We start from the raw sequence: 26,686 nt of genomic DNA on the forward strand, positions 1-26,686 counted from the left end.
AATAGTAGCTATGATAAACACGTAAATACATCGAAAGAAGGGGATCACATGAAACTAAAATGGTTAGGAAGTTTGCTTATTCTCGCTCTGGCGGTAAGCGGCTGCGCTTCAGGTAACGGTAATACAAATTCTTCTTCCGAGGCAACGCCCTCGCAAACGGAGCAGGCAAGCGCAAGCGCCGCTTCCGCTTCGCCTGAAGCTCAGGCGGATCCTTACGGTGCTTTTGCTGAACCCGTGACGTTATCGATAGCGAAAGAAACGATTCCAAACAACAACCTGCCGGAAGGCGGAACGCTGGAAAACAACGAGTTCACGAAGTACATCGAAAAGAAGTTGAACGTGAAGGTTACGCACGCTTGGGAATCCGAGCCGGGAGACCCATACACTCAGAAGGTAGGTTTGACGATCGCAAGCAATGCTTACCCGGATGCGATGATGGTTAACCTCGAGCAATTGACCCAACTCGTGAAAGCGGATGCAATCGCCGACTTGACGGATGCATATAACGCAAATGCGTCGCCATTGGTGAAGGAGATTTACGAATCCTTCCAAGATCAATTGTTAGGCATGGTGACATTTGACGGCAAGATCATGGCTCTACCCTCATCAAACATCGGTTATCAGCACGACCTGATGTGGGTACGTAAGGATTGGCTCGATAAGCTTGGTCTTCCGGCTCCGAAGACAATGGATGACATCGTCTCAATCGCCAAAGCGTTCATTGAGCAGGATCCGGACGGAAATTCCAAAGCCGATACGTTCGGTTTATTGGGAGACTCCAGACTGGCCGGACCGACCATTCGGAATACGGTCCACAGCTTCAACAATATTTTCGGGATGTTCGGCGCTTTTCCGGGAACGTGGATCAAGGATGCCTCAGGCAATGTCGCCAATGGTTCGATTGCACCTGAAACAAAAACGGCGCTTGCAAAGCTTAGTGAATTGTACAAAGCGGGCATCATCGACAAGCAGTTCGCAGTCCGCAAGCCTGATGATACCAACGCGCTAGTGGCCAGCTCGAAAGCGGGCATCGTGTTCGGGCCTTGGTGGATTCCGTACTGGCCGCTCAACGACTCGGTAAAGAACGAGCCGAAGGCGGAATGGATCGCATACAACGCACCGCTCGATGCCGACGGGAAGCTGAACGTCGTCGCAGATGCTCCGACGACGAGATTCCTGGTCGTCCGCAAAGATTATAAGCATCCGGACGCCGTCGTTAAAGTGTTAAACGTGCAGTCAGCGGCTATTCGATCTGCGGATCCGATCTACTCTGAAACACAAAATATCTATAAGGACCTTGGTGTGAACTGGGCGAACTGGCCGTTCGCGCTCCAACTCGACTATAACGACGCGGTTATCCGCGGTTATGATCAAGTTAAAGCCGCACTCGATGCCAACAGCATGGAAGGATTGTCCCCAGAAATCCTCGGACGGGTCAAGATGATCCAGAAGGAACTGGCGAACCCGAAGAAGGATCTTGCGGCTTGGGCGGAGACGAACGCATGGACGACGGGTGTCATTCCGATGAAAGACGGAACTACGAATATCGTTTCCCCGGCGTTCTACGGAACAACACCGACGATGAAGACGAAAGGCTCCGTGTTAGGAAAACTGGAGAGCCAAGCGTTCCTGAAAATCGTTATCGGCGAAGCATCGATCGATTCCTTCGACGATTTCGTGAAGCAATGGAAGAGTCTCGGTGGAGATCAAATCACGAAAGAAGTGGCGGAAGCCTCGAAACAGTAGCTTGAACATTCGAAGGGGGCGCGAGCTTGCGCTTGCGCCCCTTTTAATCGATGAGAAACGGTGAACCTCCATGAAAAAAAATATGACGCTTCATCTGATGTTGCTTCCCGGCATGGCTATCCTGTTCGTTTTCGCGATTTTGCCCATGCTCGGGGCGGTCATCGCGTTTCAAGATTTTAATCCGGCTTTAGGAGTTACGCGTTCGCCATGGTCGGGGTGGGCGAATTTTACGTTTATGTTTCAGATTCCCGACAGCAAACAGGTCTTTACGAATACCCTCGTCATCGCTTGCATGAAAATCATTAGCGGGTTAGTTGTTCCTTTGTTATTCGCGCTCTTGCTTAACGAGATGAGATTGGCGTGGTTTAAGAAATCCGTTCAAACAATCGTTTATTTACCACACTTTTTATCTTGGGTCATCTTATCCGGCATCGTACTCGACCTTCTATCCTACGATGGCATTATTAATCATATTTTAAGCACTTTCGGCTTAAACCCCATCATGTTCATGAGCAACAACCATTGGTTCAGATGGATTCTCGTTTTTACGGATACTTGGAAGGAATTCGGCTTCAATACGATTATTTACTTAGCTGCGCTGACGGGCATTAATCCATCGCTTTACGAGGCGGCTGCGATTGACGGTGCCGCAAGAATGAAGCAGATTCGCCATGTCACCTTGCCCACTCTATTGCCTACGATCATTTTGCTTGCAACGTTGGCGATCGGTAACGTGCTGAACGCAGGGTTTGACCAAATATTCAATTTGTACAATCCGCTAGTGTACGAGTCGGGCGATATTATCGATACCTATGTGTACAGGACAGGGCTAATCGAGCAGCAATATGGGCTTGCCACGGCTATAGGTCTGATGAAATCCGTCGTAAGCTTCTTGTTGATCATCGTCTCGTACCGGTTAGCCTATAAATTTGCGAATTATCGAATTTTCTAGAAAAGTAGGAGATTGAAATGGTTAGAGCTCAGACGTGGCAGGCAAAGTTAGGATACGGTAGTTTGTTTGTAATTCTGGGGATCATTTCGTTGCTATGCTTGGCTCCCATCTGGTATACCATAGCGGTCTCGCTGAGCGAGAAGTCGGCAGCTGCCGCAAATGCGGTCACGCTTCTACCTGTCGGGTTTAATTGGTCCTCCTATGAAAAGCTTCTAGAGGACCAAAAGTTTTTTACCGCGTTTGGCGTATCTCTTCAACGCGTGGCACTCGGTGGGTTGCTTAACTTTCTGATGACCGTTCTAATGGCGTACCCCTTGTCGAGGGAGGCAAACAAGTTTCGAAGCCGGAACGTCTACATGTGGATTCTCGTATTCACGATGTTATTTAGTGCAGGCTTAATTCCCTGGTACATGGTGATCCAGAAGCTACATCTTCTGGACACGATGTGGGCGCTAGTATTGCCTGGAGCGGTTCCGGTATTCAATGTTATTTTGTTAATGAACTTTTTCAGGGGCATTCCCAAAGATTTAGAGGAAGCCGCGGCCATGGACGGAGCGGGACACCTGTACATGCTCTTCAAAATTTTCATCCCAATCTCTTTGCCTGCTCTAGCTACGGTAACGCTGTTTAGCATCGTCGGGCATTGGAACAGCTTTTTCGATGGCCTGATTTTAATGAATCATTCCAATAATTATCCACTTCAGACTTATATTCAGCAGCTAGTTGTGCAGATCAACGATATGAGCAGAATGAACCCGGATGAAATCAAGCAGATCATGCAAATTTCCTCCAAGACGTTAAACGCCGCGAAAATCGTCATCTCGATGATCCCTATTCTAATCGTCTATCCTTTCTTGCAACGGTTTTTTATTCATGGGATCGTCCTTGGGTCGGTAAAAGAATGAAGGAGGTAAAGCATGAGAAAGATCGAAACGGTACATGTCATTTTTAAGACGCATCTGGATATTGGTTTCACCGATCTGGCTCATAACGTGGTTGATCAATATAGGTATGAGTATATTCCTAAGGCGATAGAACTAGCGGAACGGCTTTCTAAGGAGCAAGGTCAAGCAGGTTTCATATGGACAACAGGGTCATGGCTAATCCATGAATATTTGAAACAGGCCTCCGTTGATCAACGATCTCAAATGGAACAAGCGATACAAAGGGGATTTATCGCTTGGCATGGGCTTCCATTTACTACACACACGGAATTGATGGATCCGCAATTGTTCGAATACGGTCTTTCCTTGTCCCATAGCTTGGATGCAAGATTTGGAAAGCAAACGATTGCCTCCAAAATGACCGATGTGCCCGGACATACGAGGGCGATTATTCCGCATATGGTGCGAGGCGGTATTAAGTATTTGCATCTGGGGGTGAATCCTGCCTCGACTATGCCGAGCGTTCCTAACGTTTTCCTATGGAAGGGCGAGGACGGTTCGGACATTATCGTCAACTATGCAGCGGATTACGGAGATCTGCTAGAGGTGGAAGGATTGACTGATATCATGGTATTCGCTCATACCGGCGACAACTGTGGTCCACCTTCGATCGAAGATATCCAGCGGCAGTTCTCTGAATTATCAGAGCGTTATCCCGGAGCAACAGTCAAGGCATCGACAATGGATGATTTCACTCGCAAACTCCTAGCGTTCAAGGATCAATTACCTATCGTTCTGGAAGAGATTGGGGATACGTGGATACACGGGACTGCCAGCGATCCTCGTAAATTAGCAGAATATCGAGCGCTACTTCGATTGCGCAACGAATGGATAGAACACAAACGATTTGACTTGGATAGCAGAGAGTATATCGATTTCTCTGACAATTTACTGCTGATTGCGGAGCATACGTGGGGGATGGATGAGAAAAAATTTCTGAGCGATTTCAAAAACTATACGCCCGAATCTTTCGCCTCCGCTCGGCAAGCGGATCTCGTGTCAGCGGATGCAATACCGGATAAATACCGATATCTCGGTTTTTTCCGAATGCACGGGATGTCGGAGAAGCTTGGAGAAGACTTGGCAGTTCAGGCTTCGTATTCGCGGTTCGAAAGCTCCTGGCAGGAGCAAAGAAATTATATCGGTAAAGCGTTAGCCGCCCTAGACGCGGACAAACAAACGGAGGTTAGAGCATCTTTCAGGGAATTGGACCCCATTGTAGCTGTCCCGGATGGAGCTCAGCCTATCGCTACCGGTGAAACTTATTCGTTCGGATCGTTCGAAGTAGAATTCTCGGCTGATGGTTCCATTCAGATGCTGAAGGATTTCGCAGGGAAAGTTTGGGCGGACGATACGCATCGTCTTGGCTTGTTCGCCTATGAAACTTTCGGTGTGGACAATTACCATACTTGGTATGAGCAGTATATTCAGAATATAGATACGACTTACAGCTGGGCGGATTCTGATTTCGGTAAACCGGGCATGGAGAATTTGCATCCACAGCCGATGTATCGGAAGTACGTCGCACATGTCTCATCTCTCGAGGTCGTTCATAAGGAAGAAGCGGACATCGTATTTGTCATTTTGAGGGCGCCGTCGATCGCTGTCAAGCAGTACGGAGCCCCTGAAAAAATCGTGATCGAGTACCGGTTCAGTAAACATCATCGACAAGTGGATGTGACTTTGCATTGGTTTGACAAGCAAGCAAACCGTTTGCCGGAAGCGATTTGGCTCAGTTTTGCGCCGAAAGTGGACAATCCGAACCAGTGGAAGATGGACAAGTTGGGGGAAGAGATTTCCCCGTTGGAAGTGGTGAAGAACGGAAACCGGAACCTTCATGCCGTCAACAGAGGAGTCTTCTATCATGGCGCGGATGGAGGAGCGAGTATCGAAACTTTGGACGCTGCACTTGTCTCTCCAGGGGAAGGAAGGCTGCTGCAGCACGATAACACTTTTGCTGGATTAGACGGAGGGATGCACTTTCTTCTTTACAACAATGTATGGGGTACGAATTTTCCGATGTGGTATGAGGAAAACGCCAAGTTTAGATTCTCTCTCGTTCTTCAAGCTTGAGCTGCGAAAATACGAATTTGAGCTGAAGGGGCTGTCCGAGTATCGGGCAGTTTCCTTTCGCAATGGGGGAATGAAGGTTGAACGATCAGAAGCGCTGGAAATTGCATGTCATCTCACATACGCACTGGGACCGGGAGTGGTACCAAACATTCCAAGGGTTTCGCAAAAGGCTTGTTTATATGATGGACGAGCTGATCGAGGTGATGGAGAATAACGCGGACTATAAATACTTTCACCTGGACGGTCAAACGATTATCATCGAAGATTATTTGCAAATTCGTCCGGACAACGAAGAAAGGCTGCGGAAGCTGATCCGAGAAGGAAGAATCTTGATCGGGCCTTGGTACGTGATGCCGGACGAATTCCTCGTTTCCGGCGAATCGTTGGTTAGGAACTTCCAACGTGGATTTGCGATGTCGGCCGATTATGGCGTAGAGCCGATGAAAAATGGATATGTCACCGATATCTTCGGCCACAACAGCCAGTTTCCGCAAATTTTACAACAATTCGGCATTTCTTCGGCTACTCTCTATCGGGGGATCGGAGACTATGAGAAGGATTTATTCGAATGGGAAGGCGCAGATGGCAGCCGGGTATACGCGATCAAGCTAGACCGGGAACGGAGCTATAGCAATTTTTATTTCGCTATCCGCCGTCCTTTCGAAGGGAGCGATTACGATTCGGATGAACTGGTAAGCCGAATGCAGCAACTGCTGGAATTTAGTAGGCCACTGGCCGTATCCGATCAACTGCTAATGATGGATGGGGTCGACCATTGCGAGATAGAACCCCGGTTACCGGAACTGATCTCTTTGTTTCGGGAAAGGTTCGATAATGTGGAAGTCGAACACAGTCGATTGGAGGATTACCTTGCGGCGCAGCTACATGCTAACCCGAAATTGGATACGATTAAGGGCGAGCTTTACAATGTCGCCAATCGTGGGGTTAATAATCAGGTATTAAAAAATGTACTTTCTTCCATGGTTCATCTGAAACAAATGAATCAGGCATGCGAGACGCTATTAACTCGATGGACCGAGCCGTTCGGGGTGGCTGCAAGCTTCATCAAGCCACATCATTCAGATGGATTTATGACAGAGGCATGGAAATACTTGCTTCAGAATCATCCTCACGATTCCATATGCGGCTGCTCGATCACCCGCGTACATCAGGACAACGAATACCGATTCCAACAGGTCGACGATATCGGCAACGAATTGCTGGAGCAGTATTTGCAAAATCTCGTGTCCGCGATGGATACCCGACAAACGGGAACAAGCCGTGCGATCGTCCTTTTTAATGCATCCCAGAACGCTTATGACGCGGGAGTGCAGGTGAATATCGAATTGCCAGAAGGCTCCCAAGGCATGTTCAAAATCATGGACGATCAAGGGCACGTAGTCCCTTACCAATTGATCCGCGTCCAAAGGAACGTGACCCGCAAAGTCGCGCAAATTCGGATGTTAATCGATTTCGTCAAAATAGATATTTATACGGTAATCTTCAAAGCCCGGATTCCGGCGATCGGATATTCCTTATACGGTTTTGAGGAATACAGGAACGTTCCGCCTGGCCAAGGCGATTATACTTTCCTTGAGTACCATGCCCCGATTCGCTACTTGGGCAGTATGCAAATAGACCACAAGACATGGGACAACGGGAAAATCCAGGTATCCATTCAGGAGAACGGAACGTTACGCGTTGTAAATCTGCAGACAGGAAAAGAGTATCGGGATTTGCTGATTTTCGAAGATAACGCGGATGTGGGGGACGGATGGAACTATCGCAAACCCGTTCGCGACTCCAGACTTCTTAGCCTAGGCGGTAAAGCCTCGGTATCCGTCGAATACGAGGGTCCGCTTGCCGTTCAATGGAAAATCATCCATGTGATAAATGTCCCTGTCCGGATGAAAGAAAACGGTTTGGAAAGAGCCGACGTTACGGTACCGATAGAAATCACGACTTACGTCGGAATGAACAAGGATAGTACGATGCTAGATTTCAAGACCGTAATAGACAATCGTGCCGCTGAACATCGCGTAAGGGTTCTATTTCCGACTGACTTGTCAACCGATCGTTTCTATACTTCAACTCCATTCTATTTGCAAGATAGAGATGTCGGGAAGATAGATTGGAGCGAGTACGTGGAGGCCGAGACAGGCGTTTCTCCGAATCAAGGGCTAGTTTGGTTGAAAGAAGGAGATAACGGTCTTGCCCTGTACAACAAAGGTCTCTATGAAGTGGAAGTAACGGAAGATCGGAGCCGAACGATTGCCTTGACGTTATTCCGATCATTCCGTAATGAAGTCGGAAGGGACGAGGGGGAGATGAGCTACATGTTCCGCGAAATGTCTTTTGAATATGCTTTGGACTTCCGAGACGGCCTTACGAACGTCGGAGATATCGTGGCTGAAGGCGACGGCTGGAGGGCGGGAATAAAGGCGGTTTGTACGGATTCTCATGAAGGGGCATTATCCCGACAACAGAGCTTTCTCTCGATCAATGTTCCTGGTGCGATTCTAAGCGCCTATAAATCGGGGAAGGAGGGTATGAAAATCATCAGGCTTTACAATTGCACGGATCAGCACATTGAGGGCAATGTTCAATTCTACGAATCGCCAAAACATGTATTCTGCCTCAATCTGAACGAAGAGGTTGAAGGTCTTTTACAACATTCGGGTAAAAACGTTCATGTATCCCTTATTCCAGCACAGATTTTAACGATCGGGTATGTGTGTTAGGGCTTAAGTTTTAATGTCAATCGTTATCGATTTATCCATCCCCAGGAGGTTTCAAAATGAAAATCAAATGGAACTTGTTTCTGTCATTGATTCTGGCCGTAACGCTGACAGCCCCTATTGTCGCTCCATCATCTATCGCTCATGCTTCTATCGGAGCTAATGTTTACGATACGACTAATCTTGGTTATAACCAGTCAATTATCGCCAGGAGCTTGCAAGGAATTGTTAACAAAACGTCGACCTCGGCTAATCGACTCTTTATAGACACGAATCTTTGGAATTACCAGCAAACTGCTACCAAGTGGATGGATTATTATACGAATACGAAAGGGTATTCGTTTAATCGCTTGAACTCATTGGATGATGTTCTGAAAAAGTATCAGTCGAACATTCCGGGGTTGGCGATTTACGATTTCCGCACAGATGCCGCGCGATGGATTGCGGAAACTTATTCTGGCATTCATAACGCGCTACCCGTCAGCGCGGATATGGTCGACACCGCACTTCAGGATAACTTCACGACGTTCGGCGGGTGGAGCGTCGGAGGCGATCCGGGGGGATCCGCATCAAGCAATGGCGACCTGCTCAACATTTCCAGCGCAGCTTCAGGCAAATATGCTCTGATCTATCGAACGGTTACCGTTGACGTCGACAGCTACCCGTATTTGCAGCTCAAGGTCAACGGGCTTACCGGTTCGGGGGCTAACTGGTTCATAGCCGTGAACCAGAACGGTGTGACGACGAGGATCCCTGCATCGAGCACTGAAGTTGGGGTAAGCACGATTGATTTGCGACAAAAGACAGGCTTCAGCGGGAACGTTACGTTTCAATTGCAAATCGGGGTGCAGGGCGGTGCGGGCAAATCCGTATCTCTTGATTGGATGCATATCGGTAAATACGGTTTTGCCGATAATTTTTATACCCTTAACGGATGGACCGTAGGCAGTCCGAATGGCGGACATTCTCTAACAACCAATGGCGAGAACGCAACCTTGTCGACGGGTCCGAGTTCCGGATATGCCCTTATGCGCCGTTCATTAACGTTCAATGCTGACGAATATTCATATATTGATGTTAAAGCGACAGCCGCAACTGGCAATTGGCATGTCGTACTAAGGGACGTTGCCCAGAATATCGATTACCCGTTGTATCCGAGTTCACTAACCGGCGAGTTCCTGTTCCAGATCGGTGCGAATACGCAAGGACGGCGAGGGGGTCAGACGTTCGAGCTTCAGATCGTCGCCAACGGAGGTGTGAATAGCTCCGTTACTCTTGACTGGGTTCGTGTCGGGCGCCATCCATTCGAGGAAGGAAACTTCATCAACTCATTCGCGGTAAGCAAGGATTTGCGGACGCACAACTGGACGAACGATACGACGGCATACAATTGGGCAATCGCCAACCTGTTGCCTTTGACCGATAAGAAATCCGCTTATCATGTCGGGGACGAGGAATACGCTTCGAATACGGGGCAATACCAAGCAAGTTCGCTTGATATTGCCGTACAATCGGGGGCATTTAGCTTCAGGCTACCTCCAACGATGTCTGAAGTCGATAAGATGACATTGTTTAATAACATACTCAATCATTTGTCCGCTCCCGCCGCCATTTACGGGGGCTGGCAAGGAGCCTTCGAGAACGATCCTAGCGGCGCACCGTCCGGTGAAGAGAAATTTATTACGGCGATTGCACAGAATGGGCATTACGCCGTTCTGTCTCCGGGTAGCAACGGTAGCTTCCATTCGACTGTTCCCGCAGGACCGGTATCATTTAATCAATCCCGCACGATTGGTACGTCGCCGATCGATTCGGATAAATATTATGTCGCGTTTATGACGGCTGAAGGCGACACGTTCGCGTCGGCAACGGATTTCGTCACCGGGCAGTGGATGGATCCGGGGCGCGGCACGGTACCCATCAACTGGCAATGGAATCCGATGTTTCAAACCCGATTCCCGGCAATGGCGGAGTATTATCGCAATTCAGCTACTGCCAACGATTATTTCTATTCAGCTATTCCGGTAGGTTATACTTTCTTGACCGAAATGTCAGGCGCGAACCTGACGAAATTCACCAACTTCTCCAAAACAGCGCTGGATCAAGCTAATATCGCCGTTGCTGATAAGTGGGATACCCATTGGAATCTCGGTGTTGCGGAGAGCTTTACGACCGGAACGAATCTGTCGGCGATATTCGAGGGCACGATGCCAGGCGCAGTAGACTCCGTGGACGGGAACTCCTTCGCACAGGTACGGACGCTGGGGAATGGTGCGCCATTCGTTACTCCCGTATTCCATTTGCAATATCCGACTAAGAATGCCGATGGTTCGCCATTAACCGTTCAAGGCTTGACGGATATGATCCGAACGGAAGCGAATAAGCATAAGAAGCCGTTTTTTCTCAAAGTGTTCCTGAACACTTACAAGTTCGGCAACTCGACCTTTGACGAGCATTTACCGACGGCGATTAAGCAAGTGGCCGATAACCTAGGCACGACTGATTACAAAGTTGTGAAGCTGGATGAATTCGTAGGTGCGTTCAAGAGCGGCATCAACTTCCAAGATGATTTTGTTTATAAGAGCAGACTTTGGGGTGTCGGTCCATCTGGCGCGTCACTCACTGTGGCGAACGGTAAAGCGACGCTGAGCAGTGGCGCGAACACGTTCGGGCTCATGTACCAGCCGGTCAAGGTGGACGTGGCGAAACATAAGTATATTTCCATAAGCGTTCCGCGAATCGACTCTGGTGCCAATTGGACGGTCAACATCTTTGACGGAACGACAACTTGGCGACTTCCGAACGGCGGCAGTACATCGACAGGGACCTTTAATTTTGACATTCAAGCCGCGACGGGGTGGACGACCGGGGTAAAATCGTTCGACATTCAAGTGGCCGTCAACGGCTCAGGCAAGTCGGTCGACGTAGATTGGCTGAGAATCGGTTCCATTCAAAATTAACTCAATAGTCAAAAGACTCGTGCCGGTTAACAGGCACGAGTCTTTTTTCGAAAGGGAGCAGGTTGATTGAGTCTACGGGACTCATGATTTTCTCATTGTAATGAGTATGATAGCTTAGTTAGAAGCGTACGATTGAAATCTTGGCTTAGCTCCCATAACATTGCCCCACCTAGACCCTTGGACTTGATGTATGCTGCTTTGTAGGCAATCGATTCTGGGTCTTCGTAAGAGATGAAAGTCCCAGTTGATTTCTTATACAACCAGGCAGCTTTGGCACTGTCGTTCCAGTAGCGGACGAAACCATTTCCGTTGATCCAGCCTAGTTGTTCTAAATTGCCGTATTCGTGAACTCCGTCTACGATAACTCCCGGAGCGACGCCGGAGCAGGATTGATATAATCCTTGATTGGTTGAGCCACAATTCGTCCAGCTTCGCCCTGACAGCGGAATCCCTAATACAAGCTTATTTGCGGGTACATTAGCATTCAGGAAAGTGTGAACGGAGGAATTAATGTTGGAACTAGCGCTGCTTGGATTTTTAGGATCGGCGTACAGCGGTGCAATAAAGTTGCCTTTCTTCTCCCAGTCTCCATGAAAGTCATAGGTCATCAGATTAATCCAATCGACGATTGAGGCTACCTTGTCCATCTGTGTGTTGTTCAAATAACTTGGAAAAGCACCAGCGGCAATGGTTAGTAAGTAGGATTTACCATCTACAAACTCTGCGGCATCCAATTGATTCCGGATAGACTGTAGGAGCAAAGTGAAGTTCGTCTTGTCTTCGGGCCGAGTTTTATTTGAGGCCAGTCCACCGGATACGGGATACTCCCAATCAAGGTCAATACCGTCAAATCCGTTATCACGCATAAATTGCACAGCGCTATCGGCAAATTTCTTACGGGAACTATTGGACAAGGCTACATCAGAGAATTGTCCAGACCACGTCCATCCCCCTACACTAATTAACGTCTTGAGCGAGGGGTTTGCTGTCTTAAGTGCCTTTAATTGCTTGAAGTTAATGCTGTCTGCCCATGAATCCCCATTAACAACTTTCCCATCCTTGATGTTGGCAAAAGCGTAGTTAATATGGGTGATGCTAGAGGCAGCAATCTGGGACACCTGAAAGTTCTGGTAGGTTCCCCATGAGGTATAGTAGGCAACAACACGATAGGAATCACTTGGTACAGTTGGAGTTTCTGGGTTGGGATTCGTATTGGCTTTACTGGTGATTGCAGTTGTATTCGTATTCGCGTCCCATTTCAAATCTAATTCTAGTAACGAAACAACAGAACGTAGTGGAAGAAACAGAGTAGAACCGTTCAAGCTAGGTGCGGCAGCTATAGTGACCTTTTTATTGTTCAAATAAGCCGTCTTGCTGTTGACTTCCATATTGATCACAAGACCGGTCTTGGAAAGCTTGAATTTGGTTTTGTTAATCCAATCAACCTGTAACCCTACAGCTTTCAGAAATGGACGCGTTTCTACATACGTGACACCGTTCTTCACAATGGGCTGCAAGTTGAAAACAATTCTATTATTGTTGTATGTAACCTTGACGTCACTACTCGCACTTCCGGATGGCATGGGGAACGCAATAAAGCTAATAAGGAGGACTAGTATAATAATGCTGAGACGGGTTGTATAGCTTTTCATTGATCAAACTCTCCCGGGAATAGACTTACCTTGAAGGAAGCTGTCTATTAGAATAAGGTATTATTCTTATTGTCCGGGAGTGATAGATTCAAGTAAAGTTAAACAATTTGGGTTTAGAGGGGATATTATGAAATGGTTTGAGGAATGGTGATACGGAATTCGGTGATGCCACTTTTTTCATCCGAATGTAGGCTTAGATTGCCATGATAGTGCTTAACTCGCTCTTGAATAATAGCGAGTCCGAGACCTGAATGTCCCTCCCCTTTGGTTGTATAACCGGGAAGGAAGATGCGTTCTTTGTCTTTATCGTCAAGCGAACGCCCTTTATTGGATACTTGAAGGACGATCGTGTTGTCATCCATTATTGTGATAGCGGCATGCGTTTTCCTTTCCTCTGGAGGAAGCGTCTTGGATTCATCGAAGGCATTGTCCACGAGGTTGCCCATAATCTTAATGATGTCGATGATTTTAATGGTCGTCTCGTCGCCTTTCCAGCTGTCGGGTAATTCATAGGTAAAAGAAATGCCTCTACCGATCGCAATGGTCAGCTTTGCTTGCACGAATGCTGCTAATGCAGGTGAGGAATGATGAACGATCTCGCTTACATCTCGGGTTTCTTTAACCAAATCACCTACATAACATTTCAACTGTTCCGTCTTTCCCATTTGAACCATCGTATGAATAACCTGAACATGATTGAGAAAATCATGCCTCTGTCCCCGAATGGAAGTGAACATATCGTTAATATCGTCGATGTACACTTCCTGCGTCATGCGGGCCGCCTGCTCTCGAGTACGTATGAGAAGACGGATGATGGAGACTAGGGCTAGGAGACTGACGAAGATAAGTGCATATATTAGAATGGTATTAAGCAGATGGTTGTTTTTGTCGGGTGTAATTTGAATGAACTGAAGTACGCCCAACAATATGAACTGGAAAATAATAAGCGAGGTTACTTTTGTCAATGCGCTTCTTTCTATGTCCATTATAATTGTAAATATTCTTTTAGTAGATCTTAAGTTGCGATTCCGAATGAACCAAGAGGAGATGTAAGTCACTATTAATTGTGGATATAGAATAGCGATAACTTGGTATAGATGATCTCGAATCATATCTCCTTGTGAAGGGATACCGACTAGATAGATTGCAATAGTTGTTAGGATAATATCCATAAGTATTCCGAATAATATTGTGAAAAGTAGTAGAAGTATTTTTTGTTTTGTTCGTAAATCCTTGAAAAAAATAAACATAAGAAGAGCTCCAGCAGCTACTGAGTTAATCATGTGCATAGGGGCTGGGAGGATTAGGATTAAAGCATCGGTATAAACGGAATGTAAGATAGCCACAATAATTAATCTTTTTATTAATTTTCTAGGTTGTGGATCTAAGAAAGAGAAACAAAATAACCAATATACATAAAATTGAGGAACAGATACTAGAATATCTAATTTTATGAAATTAATAAATTCGTGCATGCTTCTTATAGCTCCTAGTAATTACAATTGGGTATACTTCTTTTATACCACTAAGGAGACGAATAGAGTACTAAAACTATCAGAGTAGATGGTATTAAATAAAAATAAAATTATTATATTAGCAAAAATAATTAAATATGACTATTTATTTGATAGAATATAACTATACAGTAGTTATGACTTTTGTCGGAGGGACCTATGTTATTTATAAAGTTTATTACCGCTTCGACCATAGAGTTTAGTTCTTTTTTTATTTTTTCGATGATATTATTTAGATTTCAAGTAAAGGAATACGTGTTGAAATTCTTTTTTGCCTCCATTTTCTTTTCTCTGGTTTCGAATACATTGCAATTAGAATCTTTACAGGAGATTTCTCCATTAGTTAACGTTTTTTTATTTGTTTTCCTTTTAACGATAATTTTACGTGTTCGATTATTACATTCAATAATCATGGTTGTCATAACTTACGTCGTGTTTTCTCTTGTGCAATGGCTTTTGTTGTCAATCTATTTAAAATTAGATGTATTTGACGAAGTGTTAGCGTATACAGACAATGCGTTTGTGGTGCAACTGTCAACTGCGATAATGTTAGTTGTAATATCGTTATTTGTATATAAATCTAATGGTGGGTTTAGTTACATAGAGTCTAGTAGCCGAATATACAAGAGTAATTTTAAAGGCAATCGTTTTTTCTATTTATCACTTTTTTTAGCCCTGCTTGTTATCATTCTTGTTAATGGCTTCTATTTAGCATCTATTAATCTGCCATATTATATTTATTTGGTGTCTGTTATTATAATAGTGATACTTGTGTTACTTATTTATTATTCCATTCGAAAGGATGGAGGACATGATTAGTAGAATTTCAAATGGAATAGCCAGTTATCTAAAAAAAGAAATACCTGAAGACACACCAAGCATCGCCGTAATGAACTATTCACTTTACATTATTATTCACTCCCTTTTTACTGTGGTTATCATTACAATAATTTCGTTATCCTTAAATGTGTTTTTTGAGACATTTATTGGACTCCTTTTTTTTGTGGCACTTCGTGTATTTGGAGGAGGATACCACCTTCATAATTCAAATGTGTGTACGGTTTTAACAGTTATTGTTATTTGTGCTTCACCATTTATCCCAATATCAATAACTTGGTTGATTATTGTTAATATATTCAACCTGGTGTTAGTAAGTATATACGCTCCAAGAAACTTCAAAGGATATGCGCGTATTCCTGAAAAATATTATCCTGTTATGAAATTGATAACACTTCTTATTGTAGGAAGTAACTTCTACTGGATGAGTTCGACCCTCTTGATGGTTTCATTGTGTTATTCTATATTTTTAATACCAAGCCAAAAAGGAGGCGAAAACAAGTGAAAAAGAAGATTTTAATTTCTTTCTCAAAAGGACTAGCGTTGTTTGCAGTCGTGTTTGTAAGCACTGCCTGTGTGTGGCTTTTCCATAGACCAGAAGTTCCGGAAGAGCTTAGATCATAATATTCATAAACATCTGGAAGGGATGAGATCATGACAGAACAAATCCGCTTATTGGACCGTGATGGGAATCCGTGCACTGTGAATATCGAAGATCTAATCGCGATTAAACCGACTGCGGATGGTCCGGAGTTTTATACGAAGGACAGCATGTATTTCTATCCCACCACGCTAGATGAACTATTGATCTTATTTAAAGATACTGGTTTTGAACGGTTAGATAGGACGAATTTGGTCAATCTAAATCATGTTAAGGCTTTTGATCCAAAGGCTCGAAAGGTTTACTTTGAGCAGCCGTGGAGTAAGGACAGCAAATTTGCAACCGTTTCGGAAGCGAACGTGAGTAAAGTGGAACATCTGGCCAAAGAAGATCAAGCGAAGTACAAAGCATTTCCAAAGCCATCATTGTTCTGGAATAAGTGAACTGCACTGCCATACGGAAACAAAAGCCAAGCCGCCGAGGTTTGGTTTTTTTATTGTTTAAGAAATTAGGAAATGATGGACATGTTCCCTCATTGTTATCTGAGCGAGAGGGATGCTGTAGAAGGCATGTTGTTTTTTCCTATAATTTAGTGGTATTTTGTGCATCCAATCTATGGAACACTACTGAAGCGATCAATATTAGGCTTAATTTGTTAAATTTAACCTTAATTTTTATGGTTTCTTGTTGACGGTATGTTTTGTAAGCGCTTATAATACAATATAATAACAAGAGAAACAACATGAAACCAAATATGCAGGGGGTTTTAACTTGTCCAAGGTTATTTTTGTTGTATTGGATGGGCTGCGTTATGACACGGCTATTGCGCAGCTTGGGTATGTGTACCATTTAGTAGAGAAGTCGAAGGCTGCTTTGTATAAAGTAAAGTCGGAGTTGCCTAGTCTATCAAGACCTCTCTATGAAGTACTCTTAACCGGAACTCCCAGCTGGCAGAATGGCATTACTAGTAATCAGATTGTAAGGTTATCCCACAATCAAAGCCTGTTTCACCTCGCAAGAGAAAAGGGGCTTACAACAGCAGCAGCAGCTTACCATTGGGTGAGTGAATTGTATAATCGCGCACCTTTTCAATATTTGGAGGATCGGGAGCAGCATGATCTTAGTAAACCGATCCAGCATGGCAAGTTTTACTTCGAGGACTGCTATCCAGACTCTCATTTGTTCCTTGATGCGGAATATTTAAGAAGAACATACGATCCTGATTTCCTCTACATACACTCTATGAATATTGATGATACGGGGCACAAGTTCACTTCCGACTCTGCTGAGTATCGAGGCCGTACTTTAATGGCTGACAACATTTTGGCGCTGCTCCTGCCGATTTGGATGGCTGGAGATTACCATATTATCATTACTGCAGACCACGGTATGAATGAAGATGGACATCATGGAGGAACGGGCAATGCAGAGAGGGATGTACCCCTAATTGCGATTAGCCCCGCATTCGAGCCTGGGATTTACACCGATGATTATGTGCCACAATTGGCGCTAGCCCCGATGGTATGCAAGCTGTTAGGAGTGGATCCTACACCAGTCATGACTCCGATTCCTATTAAAGGCTTCGATCAATGATCTGGTTGGATATAAACATTTCCCATAATAAAGAGGAGGTCAAAGAATGTTTAACAAGAACAGCAGGGCAAAAATGATTTTGGTTTGGAGCTTCATATTAGTATTGGTGTTTAGCCTTTCCGCATGTGGGGGTTCGAAGAACAATAATAAAGACGCTGAGGTATCAGCATCCCCGGAAAAGATTCTAACACTTGAAGAACTAGCTCCACTAGCTAAAGAAGAAGGTAAAGTCATTAGTGTAGGTATGCCGGATCCTTGGGCGAACTGGAAGGATACTTGGGCAGATCTGAAAACGAAATATGGCTTGAGCCATTCCGATACGGATATGGGTAGCGTTGATGAAATTAATAAATTTGAAGCAGAAAAAAATAACCCAACTGCCGATATCGGTGACGTTGGAATTGCATTGGCTCCACTGGCTGTGACGAAAGGTGTTACTCAACCTTTCAAAACGCAATACTGGGATGAAATCCCGGATTGGGCAAAAGACAAGGACGGAAACTGGATCGTTGGTTATACAGGTTCCATCTCATTCCTTTGTAACAAAGAGCTTGTGGCCACTTGTCCAAAAAGCTGGGCAGATATCGAGAACAATGGTGGAGCTTACAAGGTTGCTTTAGGCGATGTTACGGGTGCAGCACAAGCGCAACATGCGCTATTGGCAGCAGCTATTGCTTTCGGTGGCGATGAAGGAAACCTGAAGCCAGGTGTCGAGTACTTCACACGCTTAGCTAAAAATAACCTGATCTCTAAAGTGGATGTAACGATCCCGAACTTTCAAAAGGGTGAAGTTGCTGTAGCCGTATTGTGGGACTTTAACTCTCTTGGATACCGTCAAGAGCTCGGTGTTGACAAGTATGAAGTAGCCATCCCTGCAGAAGGAAGCGTAATTAGTGGATACGCTACAATTATTAACAAATACGCACCGCATCCGAATGCTGCGAAGCTTGCCAGAACTTATATTCTTAGCGATGAAGGTCAGATCAATCTGGCTAAAGGTTTTGCTCGTCCTATCCGTTCAAGCGTAGTATTACCTGCTGAAGTTGAAGCGAAGCTCGTTCCGCTTGATCAATACAAGAATGTAAAACCAGTTAACGATTACAGCGTTTGGGAGAATACAGTAAAGGGGATTAGCGCATTATGGCAGGAAGAGGTTCAAGTTCACATAAAATAATGCTGCTGCTGCTTGTCCCGTTCTGTGTTTGGGTTATTGCATTCCTCATCTTACCCGCTGTAGGCATGCTTATATCGAGTTTTCAAAACGAAGGAGGCCAAGGGTTTACCCTTGGCCAGTATTCTAAAGCATTAACGCATCCGTTGTACAAGACAGCTATTCTCAACAGCGTAATGCTATCGTTAGTATCCAGTGTTATCGCGATAGTGATAGCGGTGATTGGAGCATACTCCTTCACCACGTTCTCATCCAAGGTGCGCGATCGCATGCTGAATATCTCGAATGTAATGACCAATTTTGCAGGTATTCCATTGGCTTTTGCTTTTATGGTGCTCTATGGGACAAATGGTATGTTTACACTTCTCTTTAAGAAGCTCGGTTTATCATTCCTGACCTTTGACTTGTATTCTTGGACGGGATTAGGCATGGTTTACATTTACTTTCAAATTCCACTTGCCATTCTGCTTATCTATCCAGCTATGTATGCAATCAAGACGGAATGGAAGGAAGCTTCTTCCCTTCTGGGAGCGAACAGCTTTCAGTTCTGGTTTCGCATAGGGGTTCCCGTCATCCTTCCGGGTATTGTCGGAACGTTCAGCGTACTATTCGCGAATGCGATGGGCGCATACGCGACCGCTTATGCCCTTGTGCTCCGGAATTTCAATTTGCTTCCGATCCAGATTGGTGGTCTAGTCAGTGGTGATGTATTCCCTAGAATAGAGCTAGGTAGTGCGATGGCAATCATTCTCTTCGTTATCTTAATGATTGCAATGTTAATCAATGAGAAAATGCTGAAGCTAGCAAGGAAGGGGTACTAATGCAAACACAAGAGCGTAACAGAATTTCAGGCGGTCGATTGTGGCACAATATCGTGGTTATCCTACTGTTTGCCTTTCTACTCATTCCTTTGCTAGTAACGGCACTATTCTCGGTGAGTACGAATTGGGAGAATACGATTCTTCCTCAAGGGTTAACGTTCAAATGGTATGAGGCTCTGTTCTCAGATACGAGATTCTTGTATGCGATTGGTAGATCCTTCTTAATCGCGATTTTAACGGTAATTGTTTCTTTGGTCATTATGGTACCTACTATATTTATTATTTCATTATACTTTCCGAAGCTGGAAAAGTGGTTACAGACAATCGTTCTATTACCCTTCGCATTGCCTGGTGTCGTAGCGGCAGTTGGTCTGATTAAGCTCTATTCCGCTCCACCTGTAGCTATATCGGGTACAATTTGGATTTTGCTGGGTGTTTACTTTATCGTCTTAATGCCGTTTGTTTATCAGAGCACACGAAATTCATTGCGGGCGATAAATGCAGTGGAATTGATGGAGGCGGCTGAGGTGTTGGGCGCGGCTAAACTCAAGGCTTTCGTTCGGGTGATATTACCAAACATTATGCCAGGTTTAATCGTCGCTAGCCTGTTGTCCTTTTCTATCATTTTTGGTGAATTTGTACTTGCGAATATGCTCGTTGGCGGTAGCTACGAAGTCGTTCAAGTCTACCTATTCCGTATCCTCGCTCAAGATGGTCGTGCAGCAAGTGGAACAATTATCACGTTTTTCATCATTATTTTCATACTATATGCCTTGGTGCTAAAAATCGGCAATTGGAAGCCGAAGGTTAAACCGCTGCCTGACGCCGAGGAGGAGGAAACGGCATGAGCTTCGTCCATATTCAGAACGTTACGAAAGTGTACAATAAAAACAAAGTACTGGATCAGGTGTCTCTGTCCATATCAGAAGGGGAATTTATTACCTTGTTAGGACCCAGTGGATGTGGGAAAAGCACATTGCTTAGAGCCATTTCTGGACTCAATGATATTACGGAAGGCTCCATTACGGTTGGGGGCAAAGATATTACGAACTTGCCACCGAAGAAAAGAAATGTAGGGATGGTCTTTCAATCTTATGCGCTATTCCCTAATATGACGGCGTTCGATAACATTGCATTCGGCTTGAAGATGGATGGTTTAAGTAAGAAAGAGATTGAGCCGATGGTCAATGAAATGCTGGACATCATAGACTTGAAGGGCAAAGAGAATCGCTATCCGAGCCAACTTTCTGGAGGACAGCAGCAAAGGGTTGCTCTAGCAAGAGCGTTGGTCAAGAAGCCTACAGTACTTCTTCTTGATGAGCCCCTTAGTGCCTTAGATGCGAAAATCCGCCGCTCGCTCAGAACACAGATTAGGCTCATTCAAAAAAGGCTGAATATGACGACGATTTTCGTGACCCATGATCAAGAAGAAGCATTGACGATATCCGATCGGATATTCGTCATGAACCATGGAACTGTGGAACAAGTAGGTACGCCTCTTGAAATCTATACTTCGCCTAAAACGGAGTATGTGGCTAAGTTTATTGGTAATTACAATGTATGGAGCCGCGATCAGCTCAAAGGAATCCCGATGAACGGGGTACCGAGTCAAGGTGAGATGTTTGCCGTTCGTCCGGAAGCGATTCAGTTAGTATCTACTGAGCAAGCAGGACATATTGGTGAATATACCGCAGATGGAACGATAACAATGGCAACGATCTTAGGAAATGTAATGCGCTTTGATGTGGATGTCGCCGGTTTGAATATTAGGGTCGACATGCTGAATGAGCATGGAATCGGTCGCTTAAATACGGGCTCTCGCGTTAAATTAGTGATTCCTTCAATTGAATGGAAGAACATTCAAAAATCCGATTAGGGTGAAAACTATGTCGTTATCGTTTGAGAAGAGAAAGAAAAAGATTTTGGAATACTTGAGCAAAGAGGGCAAGGTTGAGGTTCTAATCCTTGCTGATGAGTTTAATGTATCGACTGAGACGATTCGCCGCGATCTTGAACGTCTAGACAGCGAAGGAAAGCTGAAGAAGGTTTATGGGGGAGCGGTCAAGGTTAGAGCCGATTCCCTTGAACTTCCATTCGAGCAGAAAACGCTGCTCTATGCGGCTGAGAAAGCGGATATCGGTAAATATGCGGCTTCCCTCATCAATAATGGGGATACTGTCATGCTTGGCAACGGAACGACAACGATGGCTATTATCAGAAACTTAACGAACCACGCTGACGTCACAATTGTTACACACTCTGCTCCAGCGATGCTTCTGGCTATGGATGTTTTTCCCGGAAGAATTATATTCCTTGGTGGAGAAGTGAATAAGCATCAACAAACGACATCCGGTCCACTATCTGAATTGATGCTCAATCAGCTGCGTGTAAATAAAGCATTTATATCGGCTGGCGGAGTCTCTCTCATGGATGGAATTACGGATTACGAGCTTTCTGAAGCGACGATCTCACGAAAAATGATGGATCGCGCGGATGAAACGATTTTCTTAGCCGATTCATCGAAATTCGGCAAAGCTACATTCGCAAATATTTGCTCGTTGGATGACGTTTACACGATTATTACGGATCGTCAATGTACCGATGAGTGGAAACAATATATGAAGGATCACGATATCTCAATACTCATCGCAGAATAGGAGGATTAGTTGTGAAAGTCGATTTTCATTTTCACTTGGAGGAAGGGCCTTACTCCTTCAATTGGTTGCAGAGAACGGCGCGAGCATTAGAAGTCGTACCTGGCGAACCCAAACCAAGCGGTGAACGGAATACCCTGCAATGGATGGAACATACGTTGGATCGATTAAAAGTAAGAATGGAAGAAGGCTATTCTTCTGAGAGATGGCTTGAAGCTTACTTCATAGAGGGACAGAAAAAAGGCATTAAACGGTTCGGTATGGTAGATCATTTATACCGATTTGATGAATTCCGTGATTATTATGAGAAGTATATATTAATGGATGATAGCAAGCTCGGTAAGCTTCAAAGATACTGGTATGATCGAGTTCGCATTGGCTCCATTGATGATTTCCTGAAAGCCGCCCGTAATATGCAAGCTAAAGGGTTTCCCCTTTCTGTTGGCGTTGAAGCCGATTATTTCCCAGGCGGGGAAGCTGAACTGAAGTCCTTGTTGGACAAATATGAGCTAGATTACGTCATCGGAAGTGTTCATTTCTTAGACGGCTGGGGCTTCGACAATCCGGAAGTGAAAGACATTTACGAAAGTAAGGATCTTGTCAATCTGTATAAATACCATTTCGAGCATGTGAAAGATGCGGCTAACTCTGGGTTATTCGATATGATTGCTCATCTCGACAACTTAAAGGTGTTCAACTATCGACCTGACGAGCAAGATTTGATCGAGATGTATGACGATGTAGCTGCAACTCTCAAAAAAGCAAATGTGGCTTCCGAAATTAACACGGGTCTCGCTTATCGCTATCCGGTCAAGGAAATGTGTCCAAGTCCAACCTTCCTAAGCAAGCTTTACGAGCATGGTGTTCCAATTACGCTTAGCTCAGATTCTCATTTTCCGGATGATATAGGTACTTTGCTAGATGAGGCAATGGAGCTAGCGAAACAAACAGGCTACAAGGAAATTGTTTATTTTGAAAAAGGGAAACGAATAAGCATTCCATTGGAAGACTGAGGCGGATTATGACGATAACCCCTGGCATATGGGAGATTAGCCATTTAGAATTATCCCTTCGCATTGTTTTTGCGCTTATCGTTGGTGGCTTGATTGGTCTTGAGAGAGAGTGGGGAGATCATGCGGCGGGATTCCGTACCCACATTCTCGTCTGTCTCGGTTCTGCTCTAATTATGCTGCTATCCATCTACGGATTTAGCGAATTTGCTTATGAAGCTAATGTACGTATGGATCCAGCAAGGCTAGCTGCACAAGTCATAAGCGGTATCGGTTTTCTAGGCGCAGGGACGATTCTTCGTACAGGAATGTCAATCTCAGGATTGACGACCGCGGCTTCATTATGGGTAGTTGCCGCACTTGGATTAGCGATAGGTGCTGGATTCTACTATGGGGCTTTACTGACAGCCTTTCTTGTTCTTATTAGTTTGTTTCTACTGAATAAGCTAGAGAAGCGATTTACGCGTAAGCGTAAGCTTATAGAAATCAGTCTTACGATGAAGGAAGCATCAGGTCAATTACAGACGGTTATGGGGAAAATCGAGCATTATGGTGCTTCAATCCTTAATATTACGGCAGATTCCAATCAGAAGGACGAGGAGGAATCCTTGCTCCATCTCAAATTGAAAATAAAAGTTGAAAAATTCAAAAAAATCCCTCACTTACTGGATGATCTTAGAGTCATCGTTGGGGTATCCCAAGTTATCTATCAGATTTCGGACGGTAAAGCTCAAAGAAAAGATAAAGAGAACACTTCGGAAGCAAACGCTCAGTAAGATGCGAAGATATATAGGGTCAGGTGGATGTCATGATGGATCGGGAAGTACGGGCTACCCCGCTCGCTGTTCGCATTATTCCTAATGTTGATGCTCTAATGGCAGCCCAATTGCAGGTTAAGCCGCATATTCGTAGCTTAGGCATTCTAACCTCCACGATCGATGATGTTGGGTATACCGCTCTGGACGAGGCAACGAAGAGGGCGGATGTGGAGGTTGTCTACGCTAAGTCATTTTATGCAGGCTCAGCGCATGCTTCCGGACCGCTTTCAGGAGAGTTTATCGGAATCTTAGGCGGACAGAATCCGGAGGAGGTCAAGAGCGGGCTGGATGCGGCAGTAGATGTCATGAAGCATTCAGCTTGCTTTTATTCCTTAAATGCTGACAACAGCCACGTCTATTACGCTCATGTGATATCGAGAACCGGAACTTATCTGTCGGAATTAGCGGGTATTCCCGCGGGAGAGCCCTTGGCTTATTTAATCGCACCACCAGCAGAGGCCATTGTTGGTTTAGATCAGGCACTGAAGGCGGCCAATGTAACCCTTTGTCGTTTTTTTGGGCCTCCATCTGAGACAAACTTCGCAGGTGCACTATTGACAGGTAGCCAATCGGATTGCACAGCTGCAGCAGAGGCGTTCGCACAGGGCGTGAAAAGTGTGGCGCTTAAACCGGTTGATTTCTAACGGGAGGATACATACATGGTGAATGGTCAAGCACTTGGAATGATCGAAACGTTAGGCCTCACGGCATTGATCGCTGCTGCAGATGCGGCAGCTAAGACAGCAGATGTGCGGATCTATTCCTATGAAAAAGCTGATGCAGGAATTATGACCGTGTATATTTACGGTGATATTTCCTCCGTGCAAGAAGCTGTTCGTGTCGGCAAGGAAACCGCAAAATCGATGGGCAAGCTGCTACATTACAGTGTTATTCCTAGTCCTGGCTTCGATTTCTCACAATGGATTCGACGGAAGAAGGGGTTACCCGTAAGCAAAGAGGAAGATAGGGACGAGATTAGCCTACTCCAGCTTAGTGTAACGGAATTGCGGAAGCGAGTTCGAAGCCTGCAGAATCCACGTTACTCGAGCACCAAAATTAGCAAAGCCGATAAAGGTACGCTAGTGGCTTGGCTTATCGGAACTTCGATACAGGAGGAGTGAAGAGGTTGTCTATCGAGGATAAGGATCTGAGATCTATTCAAGAAGCTAGAGAATGGCTTCGGAAGGCAAAGGCGGCGCAAAAAGTACTCGAAACGTTATCGCAAAGTCGCATTGATGAAATCGTCAAAGCGATGGCAGAAGCTGGTGAACGTGAAGCAGAACGACTTGGCCGCATGGCGGTTGAGGAAACTGGCTTCGGGAAGCCGGAAGACAAAAAAACGAAAAATTTATTTGCGGCACGTCAAATCTATACAGCGATCAAGGACATGAAGACCGTTGGGATTATTCGCAAAGATGAGGTAAACAAGGTTTGGGAAATTGCTCAACCATTCGGAGTCATTTGTGGAATCATTCCTTCAACGAATCCTACGTCAACGACACTTTACAAATCTCTGATCTCTATGAAGACAAGGAATGCGATCGTATTCAGTCCACATCCTTCCGCGTTAGGCTGCACACTGGAGACTGCGCGAATTATGCGGGATGCGATCGAAAGGGCAGGCGGACCAAAGGATGCCGTTGCTTGCATGACGGAGCCGACGATGGAAGCGACCCAAGAGCTGATGAAATCGAAGCTCTCGGATTTGATTCTAGCAACCGGGGGTACCCCGATGGTTAGATCAGCCTATAGCTCTGGCAAGCCCGCCTATGGTGTTGGACCTGGAAATGTTCCTGTGTACATCCACAAAAGCGCTGATGTTAAAGCGGCTGTCCGTCGTATTATTCAAAGCAAGACATTCGATAACGGTACCATTTGCGCATCGGAGCAAGCTATAGTAACGGACTTGTCTATCAAGCCTCAGGTTATGGAGCAGATTCGCGTCAATGGCGGATATTTTCTTAACCCGGAGGAAAAAGCCAAGGTGGCTGCTGTCATTATGGTGAACGGAAGATTAAATCCGAACATCGTAGGCAGGTCTGCAAAAATTATCTCAGAGATGGCAGGCATCACCGTTCCTTCTGATACTCAAGTATTGATCGCCGAAGAAACGGAGATTGGGAAGACGGCTCCTTTTTCTGTCGAGAAGCTTTGCCCTATTCTTGCCTTGTACACTTGCGACAATTGGCGAGAAGGCTGCCAAATATGCACGAAGCTGTTGGAGAATGGAGGCTTAGGCCATTCCATTGGGATTCACAGCGAAGAGCTAGAGGTGATCGAAGCGTTCGGCTTGGAGAAACCCGCCTCAAGAATTATCGTGAATGCAGGTACGACCTTTGGGGCAATCGGGGCTGTGTCGGGGATTTTTCCTTCGCTAACTCTAGGCTGCGGATCGTATGGCCATAACATTACTTCAGATAATGTTGGTCCTATGAATCTGATTAATATTAAGAGAGTTGCCTTCGGTCTCCGTGAGATGGTATTGGAGGATAAGGAGCAGGAAGTCGCCCGGCAGGTGGAGAGTAAAATCCATTCAGACATTAGCCGTGATGAGGTTATGCAGATTGTTCGCAAAATCATAGAAGAAATGCAAGTTTCGTAG

At 45.2% G+C, this 26,686-nt stretch carries 22 protein-coding genes; 20 read left to right on the forward strand and 2 right to left on the reverse strand.

Translation table 11 applies throughout. The features are described from left to right. Positions 1-48: 48 nt before the first annotated feature. From M1K58_RS21090 to M1K58_RS21115, 6 genes are all read left to right on the forward strand, one after another. Positions 49-1,746: an extracellular solute-binding protein gene (locus tag M1K58_RS21090; protein ID WP_256760857.1), complete on the forward strand. Its 1,698-nt coding sequence runs from the start codon at positions 49-51 to the stop codon at positions 1,744-1,746. 70 nt (positions 1,747-1,816) lie between these two features. After that, positions 1,817-2,698: an ABC transporter permease gene (locus tag M1K58_RS21095; protein WP_256760858.1), complete on the forward strand. Its 882-nt coding sequence runs from the start codon at positions 1,817-1,819 to the stop codon at positions 2,696-2,698. A 17-nt stretch (positions 2,699-2,715) separates the two neighbouring features. Further along, the gene (locus M1K58_RS21100) at positions 2,716-3,603 is read left to right on the forward strand and encodes a carbohydrate ABC transporter permease (protein WP_256760859.1); all 888 of its coding nucleotides are present in this window, start codon (positions 2,716-2,718) and stop codon (positions 3,601-3,603) included. A 12-nt stretch (positions 3,604-3,615) separates the two neighbouring features. After that, positions 3,616-5,715, forward strand: coding sequence for a DUF5054 domain-containing protein (locus tag M1K58_RS21105; RefSeq protein WP_256760860.1), 2,100 nt, complete (start codon positions 3,616-3,618; stop codon positions 5,713-5,715). 77 nt (positions 5,716-5,792) lie between these two features. After that, positions 5,793-8,456 carry an alpha-mannosidase gene (locus M1K58_RS21110; RefSeq protein WP_256760861.1) on the forward strand — a complete coding sequence of 888 codons (2,664 nt, stop codon included), beginning with the start codon at positions 5,793-5,795 and terminating at the stop codon, positions 8,454-8,456. Between the two features lie 56 nt (positions 8,457-8,512). Continuing rightward, the gene (locus tag M1K58_RS21115) at positions 8,513-11,413 is read left to right on the forward strand and encodes a GxGYxYP domain-containing protein (RefSeq protein ID WP_256760862.1); all 2,901 of its coding nucleotides are present in this window, start codon (positions 8,513-8,515) and stop codon (positions 11,411-11,413) included. A 92-nt stretch (positions 11,414-11,505) separates the two neighbouring features. Here the strand turns inward: M1K58_RS21115 and M1K58_RS21120 are convergent, their stop codons facing one another. Both M1K58_RS21120 and M1K58_RS21125 read right to left on the reverse strand, forming a co-directional pair. Beyond that, positions 11,506-13,065 (reverse strand): glycosyl hydrolase family 18 protein, encoded by a 1,560-nt coding sequence (locus M1K58_RS21120; RefSeq protein ID WP_256760863.1) that lies wholly within the window; start codon positions 13,063-13,065, stop codon positions 11,506-11,508. A 125-nt stretch (positions 13,066-13,190) separates the two neighbouring features. Beyond that, positions 13,191-14,030: a sensor histidine kinase gene (locus M1K58_RS21125; protein WP_256760864.1), complete on the reverse strand. Its 840-nt coding sequence runs from the start codon at positions 14,028-14,030 to the stop codon at positions 13,191-13,193. A 1,360-nt stretch (positions 14,031-15,390) separates the two neighbouring features. Here M1K58_RS21125 and M1K58_RS21130 point away from each other — a divergent pair. The 14 genes from M1K58_RS21130 to M1K58_RS21195 all read left to right on the forward strand — a co-directional run bounded on the left by M1K58_RS21130 (position 15,391) and on the right by M1K58_RS21195 (position 26,686). Beyond that, positions 15,391-15,921 (forward strand): accessory gene regulator ArgB-like protein, encoded by a 531-nt coding sequence (locus tag M1K58_RS21130; RefSeq protein WP_256760865.1) that lies wholly within the window; start codon positions 15,391-15,393, stop codon positions 15,919-15,921. Then, positions 15,918-16,040, forward strand: coding sequence for a cyclic lactone autoinducer peptide (locus tag M1K58_RS29735; RefSeq protein ID WP_256760866.1), 123 nt, complete (start codon positions 15,918-15,920; stop codon positions 16,038-16,040). Before M1K58_RS21130 ends, M1K58_RS29735 begins: the two co-directional genes overlap by 4 nt. A gap of 30 nt (positions 16,041-16,070) precedes the next feature. Further along, complete coding sequence (locus M1K58_RS21140) at positions 16,071-16,460, forward strand: LytTR family transcriptional regulator DNA-binding domain-containing protein (RefSeq protein ID WP_256760867.1); 390 nt, start codon at positions 16,071-16,073, stop codon at positions 16,458-16,460. A 328-nt stretch (positions 16,461-16,788) separates the two neighbouring features. After that, positions 16,789-17,610 (forward strand): alkaline phosphatase family protein, encoded by an 822-nt coding sequence (locus M1K58_RS21145; RefSeq protein WP_256760868.1) that lies wholly within the window; start codon positions 16,789-16,791, stop codon positions 17,608-17,610. 46 nt (positions 17,611-17,656) lie between these two features. Then, positions 17,657-18,784 carry an ABC transporter substrate-binding protein gene (locus M1K58_RS21150; protein WP_256760869.1) on the forward strand — a complete coding sequence of 376 codons (1,128 nt, stop codon included), beginning with the start codon at positions 17,657-17,659 and terminating at the stop codon, positions 18,782-18,784. Next, positions 18,751-19,602: an ABC transporter permease gene (locus M1K58_RS21155; RefSeq protein ID WP_256760870.1), complete on the forward strand. Its 852-nt coding sequence runs from the start codon at positions 18,751-18,753 to the stop codon at positions 19,600-19,602. Before M1K58_RS21150 ends, M1K58_RS21155 begins: the two co-directional genes overlap by 34 nt. Continuing rightward, positions 19,602-20,450 (forward strand): ABC transporter permease, encoded by an 849-nt coding sequence (locus tag M1K58_RS21160; protein ID WP_256760871.1) that lies wholly within the window; start codon positions 19,602-19,604, stop codon positions 20,448-20,450. The genes M1K58_RS21155 and M1K58_RS21160 overlap by 1 nt, the downstream gene beginning before the upstream one ends. Continuing rightward, complete coding sequence (locus tag M1K58_RS21165) at positions 20,447-21,478, forward strand: ABC transporter ATP-binding protein (RefSeq protein WP_256760872.1); 1,032 nt, start codon at positions 20,447-20,449, stop codon at positions 21,476-21,478. The genes M1K58_RS21160 and M1K58_RS21165 overlap by 4 nt, the downstream gene beginning before the upstream one ends. Before the next feature lie 10 nt (positions 21,479-21,488). Continuing rightward, entirely contained in the window at positions 21,489-22,259 is a 771-nt protein-coding gene (locus M1K58_RS21170; protein ID WP_256760873.1) for a DeoR/GlpR family DNA-binding transcription regulator, read from the forward strand. Between the two features lie 11 nt (positions 22,260-22,270). After that, on the forward strand, positions 22,271-23,269 hold the full coding sequence (locus M1K58_RS21175) for a histidinol-phosphatase HisJ family protein (protein WP_256760874.1): 999 nt from the start codon (positions 22,271-22,273) through the stop codon (positions 23,267-23,269). Positions 23,270-23,277: 8 nt separating this feature from the next. Beyond that, positions 23,278-24,042, forward strand: coding sequence for an MgtC/SapB family protein (locus M1K58_RS21180; RefSeq protein ID WP_256760875.1), 765 nt, complete (start codon positions 23,278-23,280; stop codon positions 24,040-24,042). Positions 24,043-24,077: 35 nt separating this feature from the next. Further along, the gene (gene eutL / locus M1K58_RS21185; protein WP_256760999.1) at positions 24,078-24,728 is read left to right on the forward strand and encodes an ethanolamine utilization microcompartment protein EutL; all 651 of its coding nucleotides are present in this window, start codon (positions 24,078-24,080) and stop codon (positions 24,726-24,728) included. A 15-nt stretch (positions 24,729-24,743) separates the two neighbouring features. Continuing rightward, positions 24,744-25,205 carry a BMC domain-containing protein gene (locus M1K58_RS21190; protein WP_256760876.1) on the forward strand — a complete coding sequence of 154 codons (462 nt, stop codon included), beginning with the start codon at positions 24,744-24,746 and terminating at the stop codon, positions 25,203-25,205. 5 nt (positions 25,206-25,210) lie between these two features. Next, complete coding sequence (locus M1K58_RS21195; RefSeq protein ID WP_256760877.1) at positions 25,211-26,686, forward strand: acetaldehyde dehydrogenase (acetylating); 1,476 nt, start codon at positions 25,211-25,213, stop codon at positions 26,684-26,686.

Origin of the sequence: Cohnella sp. WQ 127256 (assembly GCF_024519285.1) — a bacterium.
Classification (GTDB): domain Bacteria; phylum Bacillota; class Bacilli; order Paenibacillales; family Paenibacillaceae; genus Cohnella.